15 protein-coding genes and 1 tRNA gene are annotated in these 14,866 nt (G+C 41.0%); 14 read left to right on the top strand and 2 right to left on the bottom strand.

The window, feature by feature from the left end; genetic code table 11:
* Positions 1-39: 39 nt before the first annotated feature.
* The 7 genes from AACZ87_RS15490 to AACZ87_RS15460 all read left to right on the top strand — a co-directional run bounded on the left by AACZ87_RS15490 (position 40) and on the right by AACZ87_RS15460 (position 3,378).
* On the top strand, positions 40-333 hold the full coding sequence (locus tag AACZ87_RS15490) for an ATP-dependent Clp protease adaptor ClpS (RefSeq protein WP_283412522.1): 294 nt from the start codon (positions 40-42) through the stop codon (positions 331-333).
* 12 nt (positions 334-345) lie between these two features.
* Complete coding sequence (recR, locus tag AACZ87_RS15485) at positions 346-966, top strand: recombination mediator RecR (protein WP_339868537.1); 621 nt, start codon at positions 346-348, stop codon at positions 964-966.
* 124 nt (positions 967-1,090) lie between these two features.
* Positions 1,091-1,167 (top strand) — tRNA-Ala (locus tag AACZ87_RS15480).
* Positions 1,168-1,369: 202 nt separating this feature from the next.
* Positions 1,370-1,786, top strand: a complete 417-nt coding sequence (locus tag AACZ87_RS15475; RefSeq protein ID WP_339868536.1) for a hypothetical protein — start codon at positions 1,370-1,372, stop codon at positions 1,784-1,786.
* Between the two features lie 44 nt (positions 1,787-1,830).
* Positions 1,831-2,253 carry a hypothetical protein gene (locus AACZ87_RS15470; protein WP_339868535.1) on the top strand — a complete coding sequence of 141 codons (423 nt, stop codon included), beginning with the start codon at positions 1,831-1,833 and terminating at the stop codon, positions 2,251-2,253.
* A gap of 16 nt (positions 2,254-2,269) precedes the next feature.
* Positions 2,270-2,542, top strand: coding sequence for a hypothetical protein (locus AACZ87_RS15465; protein WP_283412517.1), 273 nt, complete (start codon positions 2,270-2,272; stop codon positions 2,540-2,542).
* Entirely contained in the window at positions 2,542-3,378 is an 837-nt protein-coding gene (locus AACZ87_RS15460) for a Cof-type HAD-IIB family hydrolase (protein ID WP_339868533.1), read from the top strand. The genes AACZ87_RS15465 and AACZ87_RS15460 overlap by 1 nt, the downstream gene beginning before the upstream one ends.
* Before the next feature lie 52 nt (positions 3,379-3,430).
* Here AACZ87_RS15460 and AACZ87_RS15455 read toward each other — a convergent pair whose 3' ends face one another.
* Positions 3,431-4,108 carry a DUF2461 domain-containing protein gene (locus AACZ87_RS15455; protein WP_339868532.1) on the bottom strand — a complete coding sequence of 226 codons (678 nt, stop codon included), beginning with the start codon at positions 4,106-4,108 and terminating at the stop codon, positions 3,431-3,433.
* Between the two features lie 132 nt (positions 4,109-4,240).
* Here AACZ87_RS15455 and AACZ87_RS15450 point away from each other — a divergent pair, with 132 nt between their 5' ends.
* Positions 4,241-4,507, top strand: coding sequence for a DUF6364 family protein (locus tag AACZ87_RS15450; RefSeq protein ID WP_339868530.1), 267 nt, complete (start codon positions 4,241-4,243; stop codon positions 4,505-4,507).
* Between the two features lie 7 nt (positions 4,508-4,514).
* The gene (locus tag AACZ87_RS15445; RefSeq protein ID WP_339868528.1) at positions 4,515-4,916 is read left to right on the top strand and encodes a PIN domain-containing protein; all 402 of its coding nucleotides are present in this window, start codon (positions 4,515-4,517) and stop codon (positions 4,914-4,916) included.
* On the opposite strand, the gene murF is transcribed toward AACZ87_RS15445, so the two are convergent.
* A complete protein-coding gene (murF, locus tag AACZ87_RS15440) occupies positions 4,909-6,204 on the bottom strand; it encodes a UDP-N-acetylmuramoyl-tripeptide--D-alanyl-D-alanine ligase (protein ID WP_339868526.1) in 1,296 nt (431 codons plus the stop codon). The genes AACZ87_RS15445 and murF overlap by 8 nt on opposite strands.
* Positions 6,205-6,297: 93 nt before the next feature.
* Here murF and AACZ87_RS15435 point away from each other — a divergent pair, with 93 nt between their 5' ends.
* The 5 genes from AACZ87_RS15435 (at position 6,298) to AACZ87_RS15415 (ending at position 14,860) form a co-directional block, all read left to right on the top strand.
* The gene (locus AACZ87_RS15435; RefSeq protein ID WP_339868524.1) at positions 6,298-8,385 is read left to right on the top strand and encodes a T9SS type A sorting domain-containing protein; all 2,088 of its coding nucleotides are present in this window, start codon (positions 6,298-6,300) and stop codon (positions 8,383-8,385) included.
* A gap of 60 nt (positions 8,386-8,445) precedes the next feature.
* Entirely contained in the window at positions 8,446-10,149 is a 1,704-nt protein-coding gene (locus AACZ87_RS15430; protein ID WP_339868522.1) for an amidohydrolase, read from the top strand.
* A gap of 230 nt (positions 10,150-10,379) precedes the next feature.
* Positions 10,380-13,313: a prolyl oligopeptidase family serine peptidase gene (locus tag AACZ87_RS15425; RefSeq protein WP_339868520.1), complete on the top strand. Its 2,934-nt coding sequence runs from the start codon at positions 10,380-10,382 to the stop codon at positions 13,311-13,313.
* A 162-nt stretch (positions 13,314-13,475) separates the two neighbouring features.
* A complete protein-coding gene (locus tag AACZ87_RS15420; protein WP_339868518.1) occupies positions 13,476-14,057 on the top strand; it encodes a hypothetical protein in 582 nt (193 codons plus the stop codon).
* 104 nt (positions 14,058-14,161) lie between these two features.
* Entirely contained in the window at positions 14,162-14,860 is a 699-nt protein-coding gene (locus AACZ87_RS15415) for a hypothetical protein (protein ID WP_339868517.1), read from the top strand.
* The last annotated feature ends 6 nt before the right edge of the window (positions 14,861-14,866 follow it).

Raw genomic sequence — 14,866 nt, 5'->3', positions numbered from 1 at the left:
TGGGTTCGCTAAGTTGTTCAATATTCTTAATTTTGCAAAATGAATCATTCAAACGACCCATTTCCATACATTGAGGAATCAGAAGTTCTGGTGGAGGATTTGATAGATATTGAATCTAACGACTTGATTGTCTACAATGACGAATTCAACACATTCGATCATGTAATCAAGATTCTGATGAAAGTCTGCAAGCATAGCATAGAGCAGGCAGAGCAATGCACCATCACCATACACTATAGAGGAAAATGTGCGGTAAAAAAAGGCAGTATCACAGAGCTAAAACCTATGTGTGAAGCTATATTAGATGCCGGAATCCAAGCCGCAATCGTTTAAATCCACCCAGAATTGAATTTCCCTTCCAAACTGATAGAAGATGCTGTCATCGAAATCTCCAGACTTCCTGGTATCGGTAAGAAAACAGCCCTTCGACTGGCACTTCATCTTCTCAAGCAGCATGAAGCAAATACTGAAGCGCTGGCTTTGGCTATTACCCGTATGCGTACGGAAATACAGTATTGCAAAACCTGCCATAATATTTCTGATTCTGAAGAATGTAGTATTTGCATGAGTCATCGTCGTGACGGGTCTATCCTATGCGTAGTAGAAGATATTCGTGATGTGCTGGCCATAGAAAATACCAACCAATTTCAGGGAAAATATCATGTGCTCGGCGGCGTGATTTCCCCCATTCAAGGCATAGGGCCAGAGGAATTGAAAATAGAATCCTTGCTATCCAGAGTAGATTCAGCTTTGCAAACTGAACCTATCAAAGAGGTGATTTTAGCACTAAGCGCAACTATGGAGGGCGACACTACATCCTTCTATCTCGCTAAAAAGCTGAAGGAAAAAGGAATCATGGTAAGCTCGATCGCACGCGGAATACCGGTAGGCGGGGAATTGGAATTTACCGATGAAGTGACGCTGGGCAGAAGTATCATGACCAGAATTAATTACGCTACCGAGTAAAATTCCCTTTGCACGGGAAAAACCTAAGTCTATATTTGCAAACCCAAAAGGGGGATTAGTTTCGGCTGATCTACCGAGCGTCCCGGCAAAAGTCGGGAAGGTCATCTAGAAAACTATAACTTATGGGGGATTAGCTCAGCTGGCTAGAGCGCTACACTGGCAGTGTAGAGGTCATCGGTTCGACTCCGTTATCCTCCACCATTTCCTTCTTTATTGAAGGTCATCGGTTCTCCCGATAGCTATCGGGATCGTTATCATCCACTTTTAAAAGCTTCACAGAAATGTGAGGCTTTTTTTGATTTTTAGGCTCTCGTAATTTCTAAGTTCAGATTATAATTTGTAGCGATTCGGTGCTCATATCCGTATAAGAAATACTTTTGAGTTAACCCGGAAACATATTGCTATGCGCAAGCTATTAATTCTTGTATTGTCAGTATCGCTTTTATTCTCATGTGATGACAATGATTGCAAAGGGTTTGACCTTGGAAAAGAATTTGAGATAGCAATCGATGAAACAATCCAAAACTGCCCTAAAAATATTACCATTACACTTTTGAAAATACAGGATTCTCGTTGCCCAGCAGGAGCACAATGCATATGGCAAGGAATGATTTTGATTGAAGGTATGCTTACAATTGACGGAAAAGATTATCCGCTTAAACTCAGCACAGAAGAGTCTTTCAGTGAATATCCTGTCCAATTTTCCAACGAGGATTATATTGTACGATTGGTTGATGCTTTCCCTTATCCAGACATAGGTGACTCTTCAAGTCCAGAGGACAAACGGGCTATTTTGATAGTCTCAAACAGATCTACGTAAGATTGTTTAAATTCGCATGACCTATTTCCTAACTGAGAATCAACATGCGCAATCGAATAGTTATCTGCTTATTTTTTATAGCGACTTTTTCCTCCTGCTCCTGCAATCCTGAGAATATCGCCAAGTTTGCTTTCAAAGGAATGGAAGCGATGATGGGTGAAGGGTTTATGCCTTCTGAAGAAATACGGATGCTCGGAAAGTTCCAAGGAATGAATGTCAACCTCAGCAAATCAACTGCAAATGATTCCACTACTTCTACGATTTTCCTGAAATTGGAAAATGGTGACCCTCTTGTTCTGGGGAATCAGCCAGAAGTTTTGGCCAGAAAATGCGCTGAACTTTATCTGCGGGATTTTGAAAAAGCTGAAGATTATCAACAAATTACAGTGCAGTTTATTCAGACAGACCCTACTAATCCAGAGAATGTCGCCATGCAGGAGTACCTGTTTGACACAAAAGATTTTTAACTAAACCTATTTATTGATGGAATTACCTAATGAATACAAAAAACCACCTACTTCACTTGGTGAATGGATAATCGCGGTCTTGGTGAAACGCCTCCCTTTGATTGGTTTGATCATGCTTATTGTATGGGCAACAGACAAAAATACCGACCCTGAAAAGGCAAACTGGGCAAAGGCAGAGTTGATAGTCAAACTCATTATTTTCGCTCTTGTAATCATTTTTATAGCTGTTATTGGTTTTGGTGTATTTGCCAATTTTGCTGATGATGTAAACTGGTCTGACTTCGATTGATGGAAATAAAAGCTTTTTGCTCTGATATTGACGGAACCCTTCTCAATTCAGTGCGTGATTTATCCCCTCGTCTCAAAGCCGTGGTGAATGACTTGCCCATGGATTTTCCAGTAATTTTAGCAAGTTCCCGCATGCCCGACGCAATGCGGCATTTGCTTCATGATATGAATAGATTTCCACAACCTCTGATTTGCTACAATGGTGGTTATGTCTTGAGTGCTGATGGAGAAGTGCTCGAAGATGTCAGCATCCCTGTAGATTTGGTTGCCAAAATCCTTCATCTCACTCAAAAAACTGACATTCATGTGAGTTTGTATCAGGGAGAAAAGTGGTATGAGGAAAAAGACGATTACTGGTCACAGCGCGAGGTAAAAAACACTAAAGTTCAATGCGATTGGCTTCCAGGTCACGAAGTGGTAGATCTTTGGGCAAAGAATAATTCTGGTGCTCATAAAGTAATGTGTATGGGAGAATCCAACGAGATGGCTTGGCTTTTTGGCGAATTGCACTCAGAACATTCCCTTGATTTGCATTTGTATAGATCCAGCGAAACGTACTTGGAAATCGCTCCAAAAGCCATTTCAAAAGCCACCGGACTTCGAAAAATTCTTCAGCATGCCTTTGATTTCGGAATGGAATCCGTGGTCGCTTTTGGAGATAATTATAATGATATAGACCTGCTACAATCTGTAGGCTGGGGAGTCGCTGTGGACAATGCCCGCATGGAGGTCAAAGCTGTCGCAAAGGAAATTACCCATCACAATAAAGAAGATGGAGTGGCAGCGGTATTAGAAAAAATTCGGGATTTGAAATTTGAAATTAGTTCTGAATTCTAAGCTCTCGGTTCTATAGACTTGAATCTAGCGACTTGATACTTGCACTTAAAATCTACAATATTCCCGATCCGTCTTCCACATCCTCAATTGCTTTGGAAAGGAAATTTTGAAGTGGTCTCATTTTCTGAAAGCCATCCAAAGCGATATTTATGAAGTTTCCAGACTCAATATCCCAGTCTGAGATTTTGGATGAAACAGTAAAGCTCTTTAACCTCAAGTATTCTATAAACTCATGATCAGCCTCGTAATCGCGTGGGCTGGTTTTGAGTTTTTCTCCATCTATCTGTCCAAAAAGTGATTTGAAGTCTTTATTGCTTTCAATCTGCGTAAGTTCTGCTCCTGAGTAATCTATTTCCTTTCTGATTTTTTTCAACGTCTCTGCCTGAGGCATCCATATTCCTCCAGCCATAAAAGAATTGTCGGGTTGGATCTGAAGGTAATATCCTGGACCTTCTGACTTCTTTCCTTTAGGAGAAAAATAGGCACCAAAATTAGTTTTGTATGGCATCTTGTTGGCAGAAAAGCGTATATCACGATTTTGTCTTAAGACACAATCTTTGGGCTTAAACACCAACAATTCAGGTTCCCATTCTCCTATTCCTTTCAGTAAAACTGCCACATCTTCCAAGAACTCAGCTCGGGTTTCCTGGTACCAACTTTTATTGGCATCCATCCATTCTTTGGAATTATGTTCGGCTAAGGCTGCTAGAAAAGGTAAGTATGGGCGCATATTGTTGATTTTTGTAACTAATGAAATCTGAAAATCGTCTGAGGTCAGATATTGAAGTAAACTTTACTGAAGCAAAATTGATTTCAATACTGGAAGAAATCTTCTTAAATTATATGGAATAATCCAGAAGTCATGACAACGAAGGTAACATTGGACATCAACGAAAAACTTGCTGAAAAAGCAAAAAAGCATGCTGAAGAGCAAGGGTTAAGTTTATCTGCTTTGGTTGAAACGTTTTTTTCGAAAATCCCCGAAGAAAAACCTAAAAATGTTAACAAAAACCCCCTAAAACCTCTTCCTGAATCCTTTCAAAGATTAGAAGGCATATTAAAAGCTGGCAAGAATTTCGATTACAAAGAAGAGCTAACCAAAGCTTTGAGCGAGAAATATGGTATTTAAGTACTTTTTGGATTCAGATGTTATCCTCGAATATTTTCTGAAAAGGATACCTTTTAACGTTGCAGCACGGGAAATTTTTCAACTGGCCTATAATAAAAAAATCGAAGTAGCCACTTCATCTTTAGCTATTTCAAATATTCATTACGTCAGTAAAAAACAGATCGGGAATCAGGAAAGCCTCAAACTAATTGAAGACTTTATCGAATTGTGTAAAATTCTAGCTGTTAGCGAAAATGAAATTTATTTTGCTATCAAAAGTAACTTCGCTGATTTTGAGGATGCTATTCAAAATTACTCCGCAGTATCAGACCCCAATATTAAAAGCATTATTACACGCAACGTAAAAGACTACAAGAATTCTGTCTTACCAATTTATTCTCCTGATTCCTTTTTAGGCCTTTTTAAATAAAATCAACCAATCCTTCCAGCTTCATCCCGCGACTTCCTTTAATCAGAATCAGATAATCCTCCAATTTGCTATCCTGAAGCCAGTTTCTGAATGAAAAAGGATCTGGAAAATACAATGCTTTTGGATACTTAGCCAATGCTGAAACTATCAGCTGACCTGTAAAGCAGACCTTATCAATATCATATTCGCTGATGATTTCACCCAATCGTGCATGCTCAGCCTCAGCATGATCTCCCAATTCGAACATATCTCCGAGGATCAGCATTTTATGCTTTTTACCAGTCATTTCGCCAAATGTGCGAATTGCCACTTCCATACTTGATGGGTTAGCGTTGTAGGCATCAAGTATGATCAAATTGCTGCGCTTCTCAATCAATTGGGAACGCATATTCGATGGCTTATAATCCACTATTCCTTGAACAGCTTTTTCCATTTCAACTCCGAAATACTTACCTATTGTCAGCGCGGTAGCTATGTTTCCAAAATTATATGCTCCGATTAACGAACTAAGGTAAACCTCTTCCGAACCTTCCACAGAAAACTTCACAAATGGATTCGCTTCTAAGAAATTCACTTCACAGAAATCTCCTTTCGCAGGATAAAGGATTGGGTTTTCGAACCTCTTGGCGAAATTGGAAAGGATAGGATCCTGAGAATTGATGAAGGCCTTTCCATCATTTTCTCTCAGAAACTGGAACAATTCAGTCTTAGTCTTTAACACGCCTTCCGGCCCTCCCATACCCTCAAGATGCGCTTTGCCTATGTTGGTGATCACGCCATGAGTCGGCTCGGCTATCAGGCAAAGCTCTTCAATATCGCCTTGCTTGTTCGCACCCATTTCTACAATCGCAATTTCATCATCCCCATCAATAGCCAGCAAAGTCAAAGGCACACCGATATGATTATTCAGATTCCCAACCGTTGCAGCGGTTTTGAATTTCTTACTCAAAACCGCCTTCATCAGTTCCTTGCTAGTCGTCTTACCATTTGAACCAGTCAATCCGATGATTGGAATATCCAACTGTTTCCGATGGTAATTTGCCAAATCCTGCAACATCTTCAATCCATCCTCTGCCAAAAAGTATCGCTCGTCGTCCTCCACGAAATACTTCACATCATCGATCACAACCACAGAAGCTCCCATTTCCAAAGCCGTTGGAGCAAAAGCATTTGCATCAAAATTTGGCCCCTTGAGCGCAAAAAAGATATTGCCTTTTTCGATTTTTCTAGTATCTGTGCTGACTCCAGTACTATTTTTGAAGAGTGTATATAAAATGGAAAGATTCATCGTTTTCGAAGGAATTAATTCCCAAAATAAAGGAATCATTCACATCTTTGAACTGAGACTGCCGTATTAATTTGTCTTACCCTTTACTATTCCATGCGCAAAATCTGGATTTTCATTTTTCTTATCAGCAGCTTTAGTCTGCATGCACAGGAAATTTTTAGAATTGATCAGCATCCAGAAGTTTTACTCAACGATGTGGCATATCCCTCTCCATTTACAGGAGGAATCAATTCCGCTCAAATAGAAACCATTGATCTGACTGGCGATGGAATAGAAGAATGGGTTACCTGGGACATCAATTCCCGACAGTTATTTGTTTTCAGAAAAGAAGGTGAAAAATTCATTCACTTACCTGAATTAACTTATGCTTTCCCAACCGATATCAGTGGATTTCTAGTTCTGGCAGATTTTGATGGGGATGGGAAAAAGGATCTTTTTACCTCCACTGCTCTCGGGATAAAAGCCTATAAAAACACTTCAACTGGCAATCAGATTTCTTGGGAAGTAGCACAAAACTTCCTGAAACTCGATGACTCCGGCAACATACAAACGAACAACCTTGACACTCCTTTGATTCAGGATTTGGATGGAGATGGAGATTTGGATTTGGTGATTTTCAACTTTGCCGGAGGTGATTACATGGAGTTTTATAAGAATACCAGTGTGGAGCGAAAAGGTACAGCAGATATTGATGGGTTTGCATTTGGTGTTAACCACTGGGGCGGCTTTGAATTCTGTGGTTGCGGGGATATTTCCTTCGGGAAAACCTGCCAAGGCCAAGAATTGAATTCCCGTAAAACTTCCGATGAGAATGACCGCATCTTACATGCCGGAGGACATTCTATCTTATTCCAGGATTTTGATGGCAATGGAATAGCTGACTTGGTTTTAGGGCGTGATGAGTGTGATATTTTGTATTTTCTTCCAAATTCTGGAAGTTCGATAGACCCGGTTTTTACAAGTTTTTCCAATACACTTCCAAACTATGGTGATCTGCCTCAATTCCCCATTTTCCATATTGGGCAGCTCATAGATCAGGAGCTTATAATAAGTCTGAACACGAGTGAAACAGCTAACAGTTACAAGATAGATTTCTCAACTTCCATTGTGAAAATTGATGATCAGGGAAATGCTGACTTTGAATTCTTGCAAAATCAGATGATTGATTTGGGTGAAAATGCCAGACCAATTTTCCTTGGAAATAGTAGTTTGGGTGAGCTTTTGGTCACCTCCAATGTGAAAACGCAAAATGGAGAGGTGAAATCAATGCTTTCCAAGTTTGGATTGGTTGATGGGAAATTTATTAAGCAAGAATCAGAGTATGCCAACCTATCTTCCTTGAATCTGTTAGATGCACAATACATCAGTTACCAGGATCAATCGGGAAAGGACAATTTGCTGGCTTCCGGAATAAAGTATGAGAACAATATTCCTTCGCAGATGATCTATGACCTTTTTGATTCGGAAGGACTTCCTTTGACTTTTTCTGGATATAATCCTCAGCGCGGAGATTACCTTCAGTTTTTCGCTTATGACAATAAAGATCACATGCTTGTCGCCTCGCAAAATGGGAGCTTGGATTTGTATTCAGTTGATTTCCTAACTTTTTCAGCAACTCTTCTAGAGTCAGACTTCCTAGGATTTGCTGACAATCCCGCCAATAGAAATTTAAGTGTTGCCGTAGTGCAAAAAACCAATCCTGATCTCTATGCAGTAGATCAAAATGGGGTAATCAGCAAAATCGAGGACTTTATGCAATCCTCGACAGTGTCGGAAGTTTTAGTACAAATTGGAGATCAATATCTTCCTACTCGCTTGGGAAGAAATACTTGGATTACCACAGTTGCAGAACCTTTCAATGGCACCACCGATTTGATTTTGGGAACTCGAGCTGGGGGTTTGATTTACCTAACCTCGACGGATGAGTCCAATCCTGACGAAGATGAGTATAAAATCGTTGTTTACCCCAATCCAACTGAAGGGCCAATCCAAGTACTAACGAACAAAAACTCCACAGGCACTTTGATAAATTCCCTGGGACAAGAGTTACTGAGTGAGATCACTTTTCCTGCCAACATTGAAGTGGAAATCCAGGCAGGTTTCTTAACTCCTGGACTATATATCTTGATTCTTGAATCTGAGGGGAAATTCAGAGAATCCCGCAAAATCTGGATACGCTAATTACAGGGTTGGCTTTTTGGATAGTCTGAAAAAAGGTACTTTCGAAGGAAATATAAATCCATGAAGAATATCTACTTACTTGCAATCCTGGGGATTTTCCTCATTTCTTGCTCCTCTGAAAAGGCTGATCCTGCCGATCTGATTTTTACTAATGGCATAATTTACACCGTCAATGAAGCACAGCCAACGGCTGAAGCAGTCGCTGTGAAAGACGGGATGATTTTGGCCGTAGGTACAACTGAAGAAATAGAAAAACACAAAGCTGAAAACACCGAGGTGATTGATCTCAAAGGAGAAACAATGACTCCTGGCATCATAGAATCACACGCGCATCTGATGGGAATCGGCTATAATAAGCTGGAACTGGATCTTATGTACGTCAAAACATACGACGAATTAGTAGAAAAAGTGGCTGAGGCTGTCGCCAAAGCTAAACCAGGCGATTGGATCACTGGTCGTGGCTGGCATCAGGATAAATGGATAGAGAAGCCAAAGAAATTGGTCAAGGGCTTCCAAACTAATGATCAGCTCAATGAAGTTTCTCCTGACAATCCAGTTTACCTTTCTCATGCAAGTGGACATGCTGCTTTTGCCAATGGGAAGGCACTTGAGCTGGCAGGCATCAGTAATCTAAAGGGCGAAAGACCTGGGGAAGTAGAGGGAGGAGAAATCATTCTGGATGAATTGGGAAATCCAACAGGGATTTTATCTGAAAAAGCCGCAGGTCTTGTTGCTCGCTTGATCCCTGCTGAGACTCCTGAAAGAGCTGAGGAAGCATTGACTTTGGCTTTGAAAGAACTTAATGAAAAAGGAATCACTAGTTTCCACGACGCTGGAAGTGGACAAAACGTGATTGACCTTATCCAAAAATTCAAAAATGAAGGAAAGCTTACTGTTCGTCAATATGTGATGCTGACAGGAACACAACCTGCGCTTTTGGAAGAGTGGTACAAAAAAGGACCTATGATCGATTCAGCTGATCACATGTTGACAGTTCGTTCGATCAAATTAAATTGTGATGGTGCTCTCGGCAATCGTGGCGCTTGGCTGCTGGAAGATTATTCAGATCGACCTGGACATCGTGGTCATGAGACCTTACCGATGTCGGTAGTATCTGAAGTTTCCGAGAAAGCAATTCCTGCGGGCTTCCAAGTTTGCTCACATGCCATCGGCGACCGTGCAAATCAGGAAATTCTTGATCGTTATGAAACAGCTTTTGCTAACTATCCAGATTCCAAAAAGCTAAGATTCCGTATCGAGCACGCACAGCATATTCATCCAGATGATATCCCACGATTTGGTGAAATGGGCGTGATCGCTGCAATGCAGGCAATTCACTTGAGTTCAGACCGTCCATGGGCAATTGATAGATTGGGAGAAAAGCGTATCATCGATGGCGCTTATGTATGGCAGAAGCTGATGCAAACTGGTGCTGTGGTAACCAACGGGACGGATGCTCCCGTAGAGCCAGTAGATCCAATCCCTTCTTTTTATGCTTCTGTCACTCGTAAAACTTTGCAGGGATTACCAGAAGGTGGGTATGAAGGAGATCAGAAAATGACACGCGAACAAGCACTGAAAGCCTATACCTTGGATGGTGCATTTGCAGAATTTGAGGAGAATTTCAAAGGATCCATTGAAGTCGGAAAAGCTGCGGATTTCACTGTTTTTGATAAGAATATCATGGAAGTGCCGGAGGATGAAATTCTAAACACCAAAGTGGCAATGACAGTAGTGGGTGGAAAAGTGGTTTATAGGAAGTAGTTGTCAGTTGTCAGTTGTCAGTTGTCAGTTGTCAGTTGTCAGTTAATGAAAAACGAAGTTTCAAATACTCAGTTTGAATTATTCAGAAAGTCTCAGATCGGAAGATTTGGGACTTTATGTTTTACGTGAAACGATAATCTAGTTTTCACCCCATTTAGAAGACGTTCTACCAAGTTGACAACTGAGTTCTATCAAAAAAACTTATTTTACACTCCTAAATAAAATAACAGATGAAAAAACTCTTTACCTTTTTCTGGCTTTTTTGCCTGATTACAAACCTGGCTAGTGCTCAAGATGAAGCTCCTAAGCCAATGACCTGGAAGGACATCCCTACCTGGAAATACATGAACAGCGGAACTTTCAAAATATCCCCTGACGGCAAATGGATTGCCTACGGAATGGTAGCTTTGGAAGCTGACGGAGAAGTGATCCTACAATACGTGAGTGATCCGGACTCAACTCAGACATTCAAAATCGGCTTTACCAACTATCCGTCCATCGAATTCAGCGAAGACAGCAAATGGATTGCGTTTAAGGAATACCCCACTTTTAAAGAGAAGGAAGCCAATAAAAAATCCAAGGGAAAACCTCTCCACGACAAGGTCACACTGATCAAATTGGGATCAAATGATAAAGAGGATAAGAAGACTTTTGAAAATGTAAGCAACTTCTCTTTCAACGGAGATGCTTCCACCCACCTCGCTATTAACCTAACTAAAGATGGGGGCGGAGATGCAAAAGGATCCGATTTGTTGATTTACAACTTAGCTTCCAAGAAGGCTCAGAATCTCGGAAATGTTGCTGAATTTTCCTTCAACAAGAGCGGGAATTACCTTGCATATACCGTAGATGCCGCCAATCAATCCGGCAACGGAGTTTATCTAATGAACATGATTAACAACAGCACAAATGTGCTGGACTCAGATGCGGCCTCCTATAAGTCTATCAACTGGACGGAAAAAGGCGATGCTTTTGCAGCGCTGAAAATGGTCAAAGACAAAAAGTATAAGCAAGATCAGGGGAAATTAGTAGGTGTGAAAAACCTAACAAGCCCTCAGGTGACAGTATATGATCCAGCTAAAGATTCTACTGGATTTTCTAAGGATTACACTATCAGCCCTAATCGTCGCCCGATGTGGTCCGAGGATTTGACTAGACTTTTCTATGGTATCCACCCTTTGGTTTTAGCCAAAAAAGAAGAAGTAAAAAAGGAGCTGGATCAGGACTCTGTGAAACTTGCCGAGTCTGAAACGATGAAAAAAATCATGGCAGACACTTCCCTGAACTCTATTGCAGATTTGAAAAAGGCACTTTCGAAGTTGGATTCCGGAAAAGTGAGTCCAAAAGACAAGGATGCGGACAAACCTGACATGACCATCTGGCACTGGAATGATAGTCGTCTTCAGTCACGCCAGCAAGTGCTTGAAAATCAAGATAAAAATTTCAGTTTTTACGCCATGTATAACGTGGCTACCGGAAAGCATATGCAGCTTCAGGACAGTACAATGCGTGATTTGAGTTTTCTGGACAAGGAGAAATATGCGATTGGTTCCGACAATCAATCCTATGAATTGCAAAGTAATCTGGATGGTCAAAATTACCGTGACTTCTACATCGTAGATCTAACGACAGGTGAGAAAAAGACGCTTTTCACAAAGTTCTATCTTCCCGGCTATTCCTCCTATCCTCGGAGTTCGCCGGACGGCACGAAGTTGATTTATGGCTACGATGGAAACTATTACAGCTATGATATTGCCTTTGGAGAAGAAACGAATTTGACAGCAAGTTTGCCTGTGACGTTTGTAAATCTAGATGATGATCACAATGTGAAAAAGCCGTTGGAAGGCTCTTTGGGATGGAGTAGCGACAGTCAATACGTATTATTGAATGACGGCTGGGACATCTGGCAAGTGCCTGTCACTGGCAAAGCGAAAGCAGTTAACTTGACGCAAAATGGAAGAACAGACAAGGTCAAATATCAGTATAGATTTTCCCTTGATCCAGACGAGAAAGGTGTTAATCTGAGTAAGCCGCTTTATCTCCAGATGTATGGTGAGTGGACTAAGAAAAGCGGTATCGCTGTAGTCAATACTTCGAAAAAAGGATTAGTCCCAGGTGCAAAGGCTTTGATATGGGAGGATGCGAGTATAGGTTCATTGAAAAAAGCTGAAAATGCTGAGGTGTATTTTTTCAACAAGGAAACATTCAATCAGCCAGATCAGATTTATGTAGCTGATGCTACTCTTTCTTCTCCGGTGAAGGTAACCGAAAATGCTCCGGATGCGGGGAACTATACTTGGTCAGCTGGAACAAGACTGGTTGATTATGTTTCTGACAAAGGAGACACGCTTCAAGGGGCACTTTTCCTTCCGGCTAATTATGTTGAGGGAGAAAAATATCCAACGGTCGTTTATTACTACGAAAAGCTGTCACAAACCCGTCACAACTGGGTAAATCCTGGCTACAGCGGAACTGGCTGGAATCCGAACATTTACACCAGCAATGGCTTTGCAGTCTTTATTCCGGATATCGTATATACCATGGATGATCCAGGGATGTCTGCCGTTTGGTGTGTGATTCCAGGAGTGAAAGCAGCCATCGAAACTGGCGTGATCGATGAGGAAAACATTGGGATTCATGGTCACTCGTGGGGTGGCTATCAGACAGCGTTCCTGATCACACAGACGGATATGTTTAAAGCGGCCGCTGCAGGAGCTCCACTGACCAATATGATTTCCATGTATGATTTGATCTATTGGAATTCCGGGGGAGGAAACATGTCGATCTTCGAAGCATCACAGGGCAGATTTACGGGAGGTCCTTGGGAAAACTGGGAATCCTATGAAAGAAATAGCCCCGTCTATCACGTAAAAAATGTGACTACACCACTTCTAATGCTGCACAATGATAAGGACGGTGCGGTGGATTTCACTCAGGGAATTGAGTATTACTCAGCTTTGAGAAGATTGAAAAAGCCAGTGATCTTGGTGCAGTATAAGGGAGAAAATCACGGTCTCGGCAAACTCGAAAATAGAAAAGATTACTCCGTGCGAATGATGGAATTCTTTGAACATCACCTGAAAGGAGCGGATGCGCCTGATTGGATGTCAAAGGGAATTGACAAAATCGATCTGGACGAACACTTGAAGGAAAGAGCATTTTAATCTTGAGAGGAGCTGTAAAAGGCTCCTCTTTTTACTTTCAAAAGGAATTAAAAAATCACTTTTCATCTAATCCATTTTTCCTCTTATCCCCAATGGGTTGGGGAATAGGTGCATATTCACTTTCTTTAAAGCTCCATTCGCAAAAGCGAATCTAATTACCTCATGCAAGAAACCACCAAAGAAAAGACAGTCAACTCAGAATTTGACTTTGCAAAGCTAAACCCCATCTGCTATCAAGAAACCGATCCCAACTATCACGAACATCTGGAAACTTATACCTACGATCAGGATTTTGATACAATATGGGATAGCTATGTGAATATTTCCCCAGAGCTGGCTTGGAGCGGCAGAATGATTCATTTCCACCAATTATATTCCAGACAAACTGGAGAAGAGGTTTTTGCGGGTCAAGTTTACACTGGCGGAATGGGTGAAGGCCAAGTGCTAATCTTAAACCTTCATGTCTTCAATGGGGCAATAAAACTTCAAGTTGGTCATGAGGTGATGGAAATAGATAAAAAGAAAAAACTGATCCGAATCTGTTACTTGGAGAATTCTAAGTCTGAAGGCTCTCAGTATATTCGCTTCAAATCACTACCAAATGGCAAAACGGAAGTTTCGCACAAGACTTTCTACCGTAGTGGCTCTTGGTTCAGAGACAAGGTCATTTATCCCTACTTCCACACCAAGGCGATCAACGAATTCCATGGCAATGTGAGAAAAAGCATTGGTTCGCAATCGTGATAAATAACTAAATACTTGTCAGATTTTTTAGATATTATCCTCTAACTGGTTGCTAAACAAAGGCATTGCTTTATATTTAGGTATACCATCAACCTAAATTATTTATGAAAAAGAAATTTGTAGCACCATCATTTTTCGCGCTAGTATTCTCACTTTCGATCGCTTGTAGCCCATCCGAAAAAACTGAAGAGATCGTATTGGAAGAGGAACCTGAAGTAGTCCTTGTGGAGGATTTTGTCTTGGTTATTGATGAGCATAAGTTAGACAAAACTCCGATTACTAATCATCCTAGTGCGGCCCCTGCAGCTAAGCCTGCGGCGGAACCGGATAATACATCTTATGAAGTTTTACCTGCAGTGGATTTTCAGAAGGAGATGCTTACAAGCTATGATTTAGTGGAAGTTCCTGTCATTCAAAGTGAGATAGCAATCCCTCTGGATGAGACCCAAACTGTAATGGCTTACAACAAGAAGGGGAAAAGTAAAGGTGCCGTGCAAGTGGTAAGTAATTCGGACGGAGAGGTAGATCACATTCTTTTTGAGGATAAAAATCATAAAGACATCTATGATGTACAAGCAGGCATGTCCGCCAAAGAAGTAAAAAAGCTTCGTAAAGAGATGAAGCACATGGTGAAAAATGGTCAGGTTTTTTATTATACCGACGATTCGAATATCATGTATCTACTCGACACAGAGGTTCCTGAGGAAGGGGCTGTGGTGGAAGCTGATATAGAGGAAAGCGTGGTAAGTGCTGTGATCTGGAAAAACAAAAATCACAAGGATCATCCTAAGAATTCGAAATAACTTCAA

Source organism: uncultured Algoriphagus sp. (assembly GCF_963974365.1).
Taxonomy (GTDB): domain Bacteria; phylum Bacteroidota; class Bacteroidia; order Cytophagales; family Cyclobacteriaceae; genus Algoriphagus.
This window is presented reverse-complemented; position numbering and strand designations above follow the sequence as displayed.

Coding starts and splice junctions, on each gene's coding strand:
- AACZ87_RS15415 (WP_339868517.1), top strand. CDS start 14,162: ATGAAAAAGAAATTTGTAGCACCATCATTTTTCGCGCTAGTATTCTCA.
- AACZ87_RS15455 (WP_339868532.1), bottom strand. CDS start 4,108: ATGCGCCCATACTTACCTTTTCTAGCAGCCTTAGCCGAACATAATTCC.
- AACZ87_RS15460 (WP_339868533.1), top strand. CDS start 2,542: ATGGAAATAAAAGCTTTTTGCTCTGATATTGACGGAACCCTTCTCAAT.
- murF (WP_339868526.1), bottom strand. CDS start 6,204: ATGAATCTTTCCATTTTATATACACTCTTCAAAAATAGTACTGGAGTC.
- AACZ87_RS15490 (WP_283412522.1), top strand. CDS start 40: ATGAATCATTCAAACGACCCATTTCCATACATTGAGGAATCAGAAGTT.
- AACZ87_RS15465 (WP_283412517.1), top strand. CDS start 2,270: ATGGAATTACCTAATGAATACAAAAAACCACCTACTTCACTTGGTGAA.
- AACZ87_RS15475 (WP_339868536.1), top strand. CDS start 1,370: ATGCGCAAGCTATTAATTCTTGTATTGTCAGTATCGCTTTTATTCTCA.
- AACZ87_RS15450 (WP_339868530.1), top strand. CDS start 4,241: ATGACAACGAAGGTAACATTGGACATCAACGAAAAACTTGCTGAAAAA.
- AACZ87_RS15420 (WP_339868518.1), top strand. CDS start 13,476: ATGCAAGAAACCACCAAAGAAAAGACAGTCAACTCAGAATTTGACTTT.
- AACZ87_RS15470 (WP_339868535.1), top strand. CDS start 1,831: ATGCGCAATCGAATAGTTATCTGCTTATTTTTTATAGCGACTTTTTCC.
- AACZ87_RS15430 (WP_339868522.1), top strand. CDS start 8,446: ATGAAGAATATCTACTTACTTGCAATCCTGGGGATTTTCCTCATTTCT.
- AACZ87_RS15425 (WP_339868520.1), top strand. CDS start 10,380: ATGAAAAAACTCTTTACCTTTTTCTGGCTTTTTTGCCTGATTACAAAC.
- AACZ87_RS15435 (WP_339868524.1), top strand. CDS start 6,298: ATGCGCAAAATCTGGATTTTCATTTTTCTTATCAGCAGCTTTAGTCTG.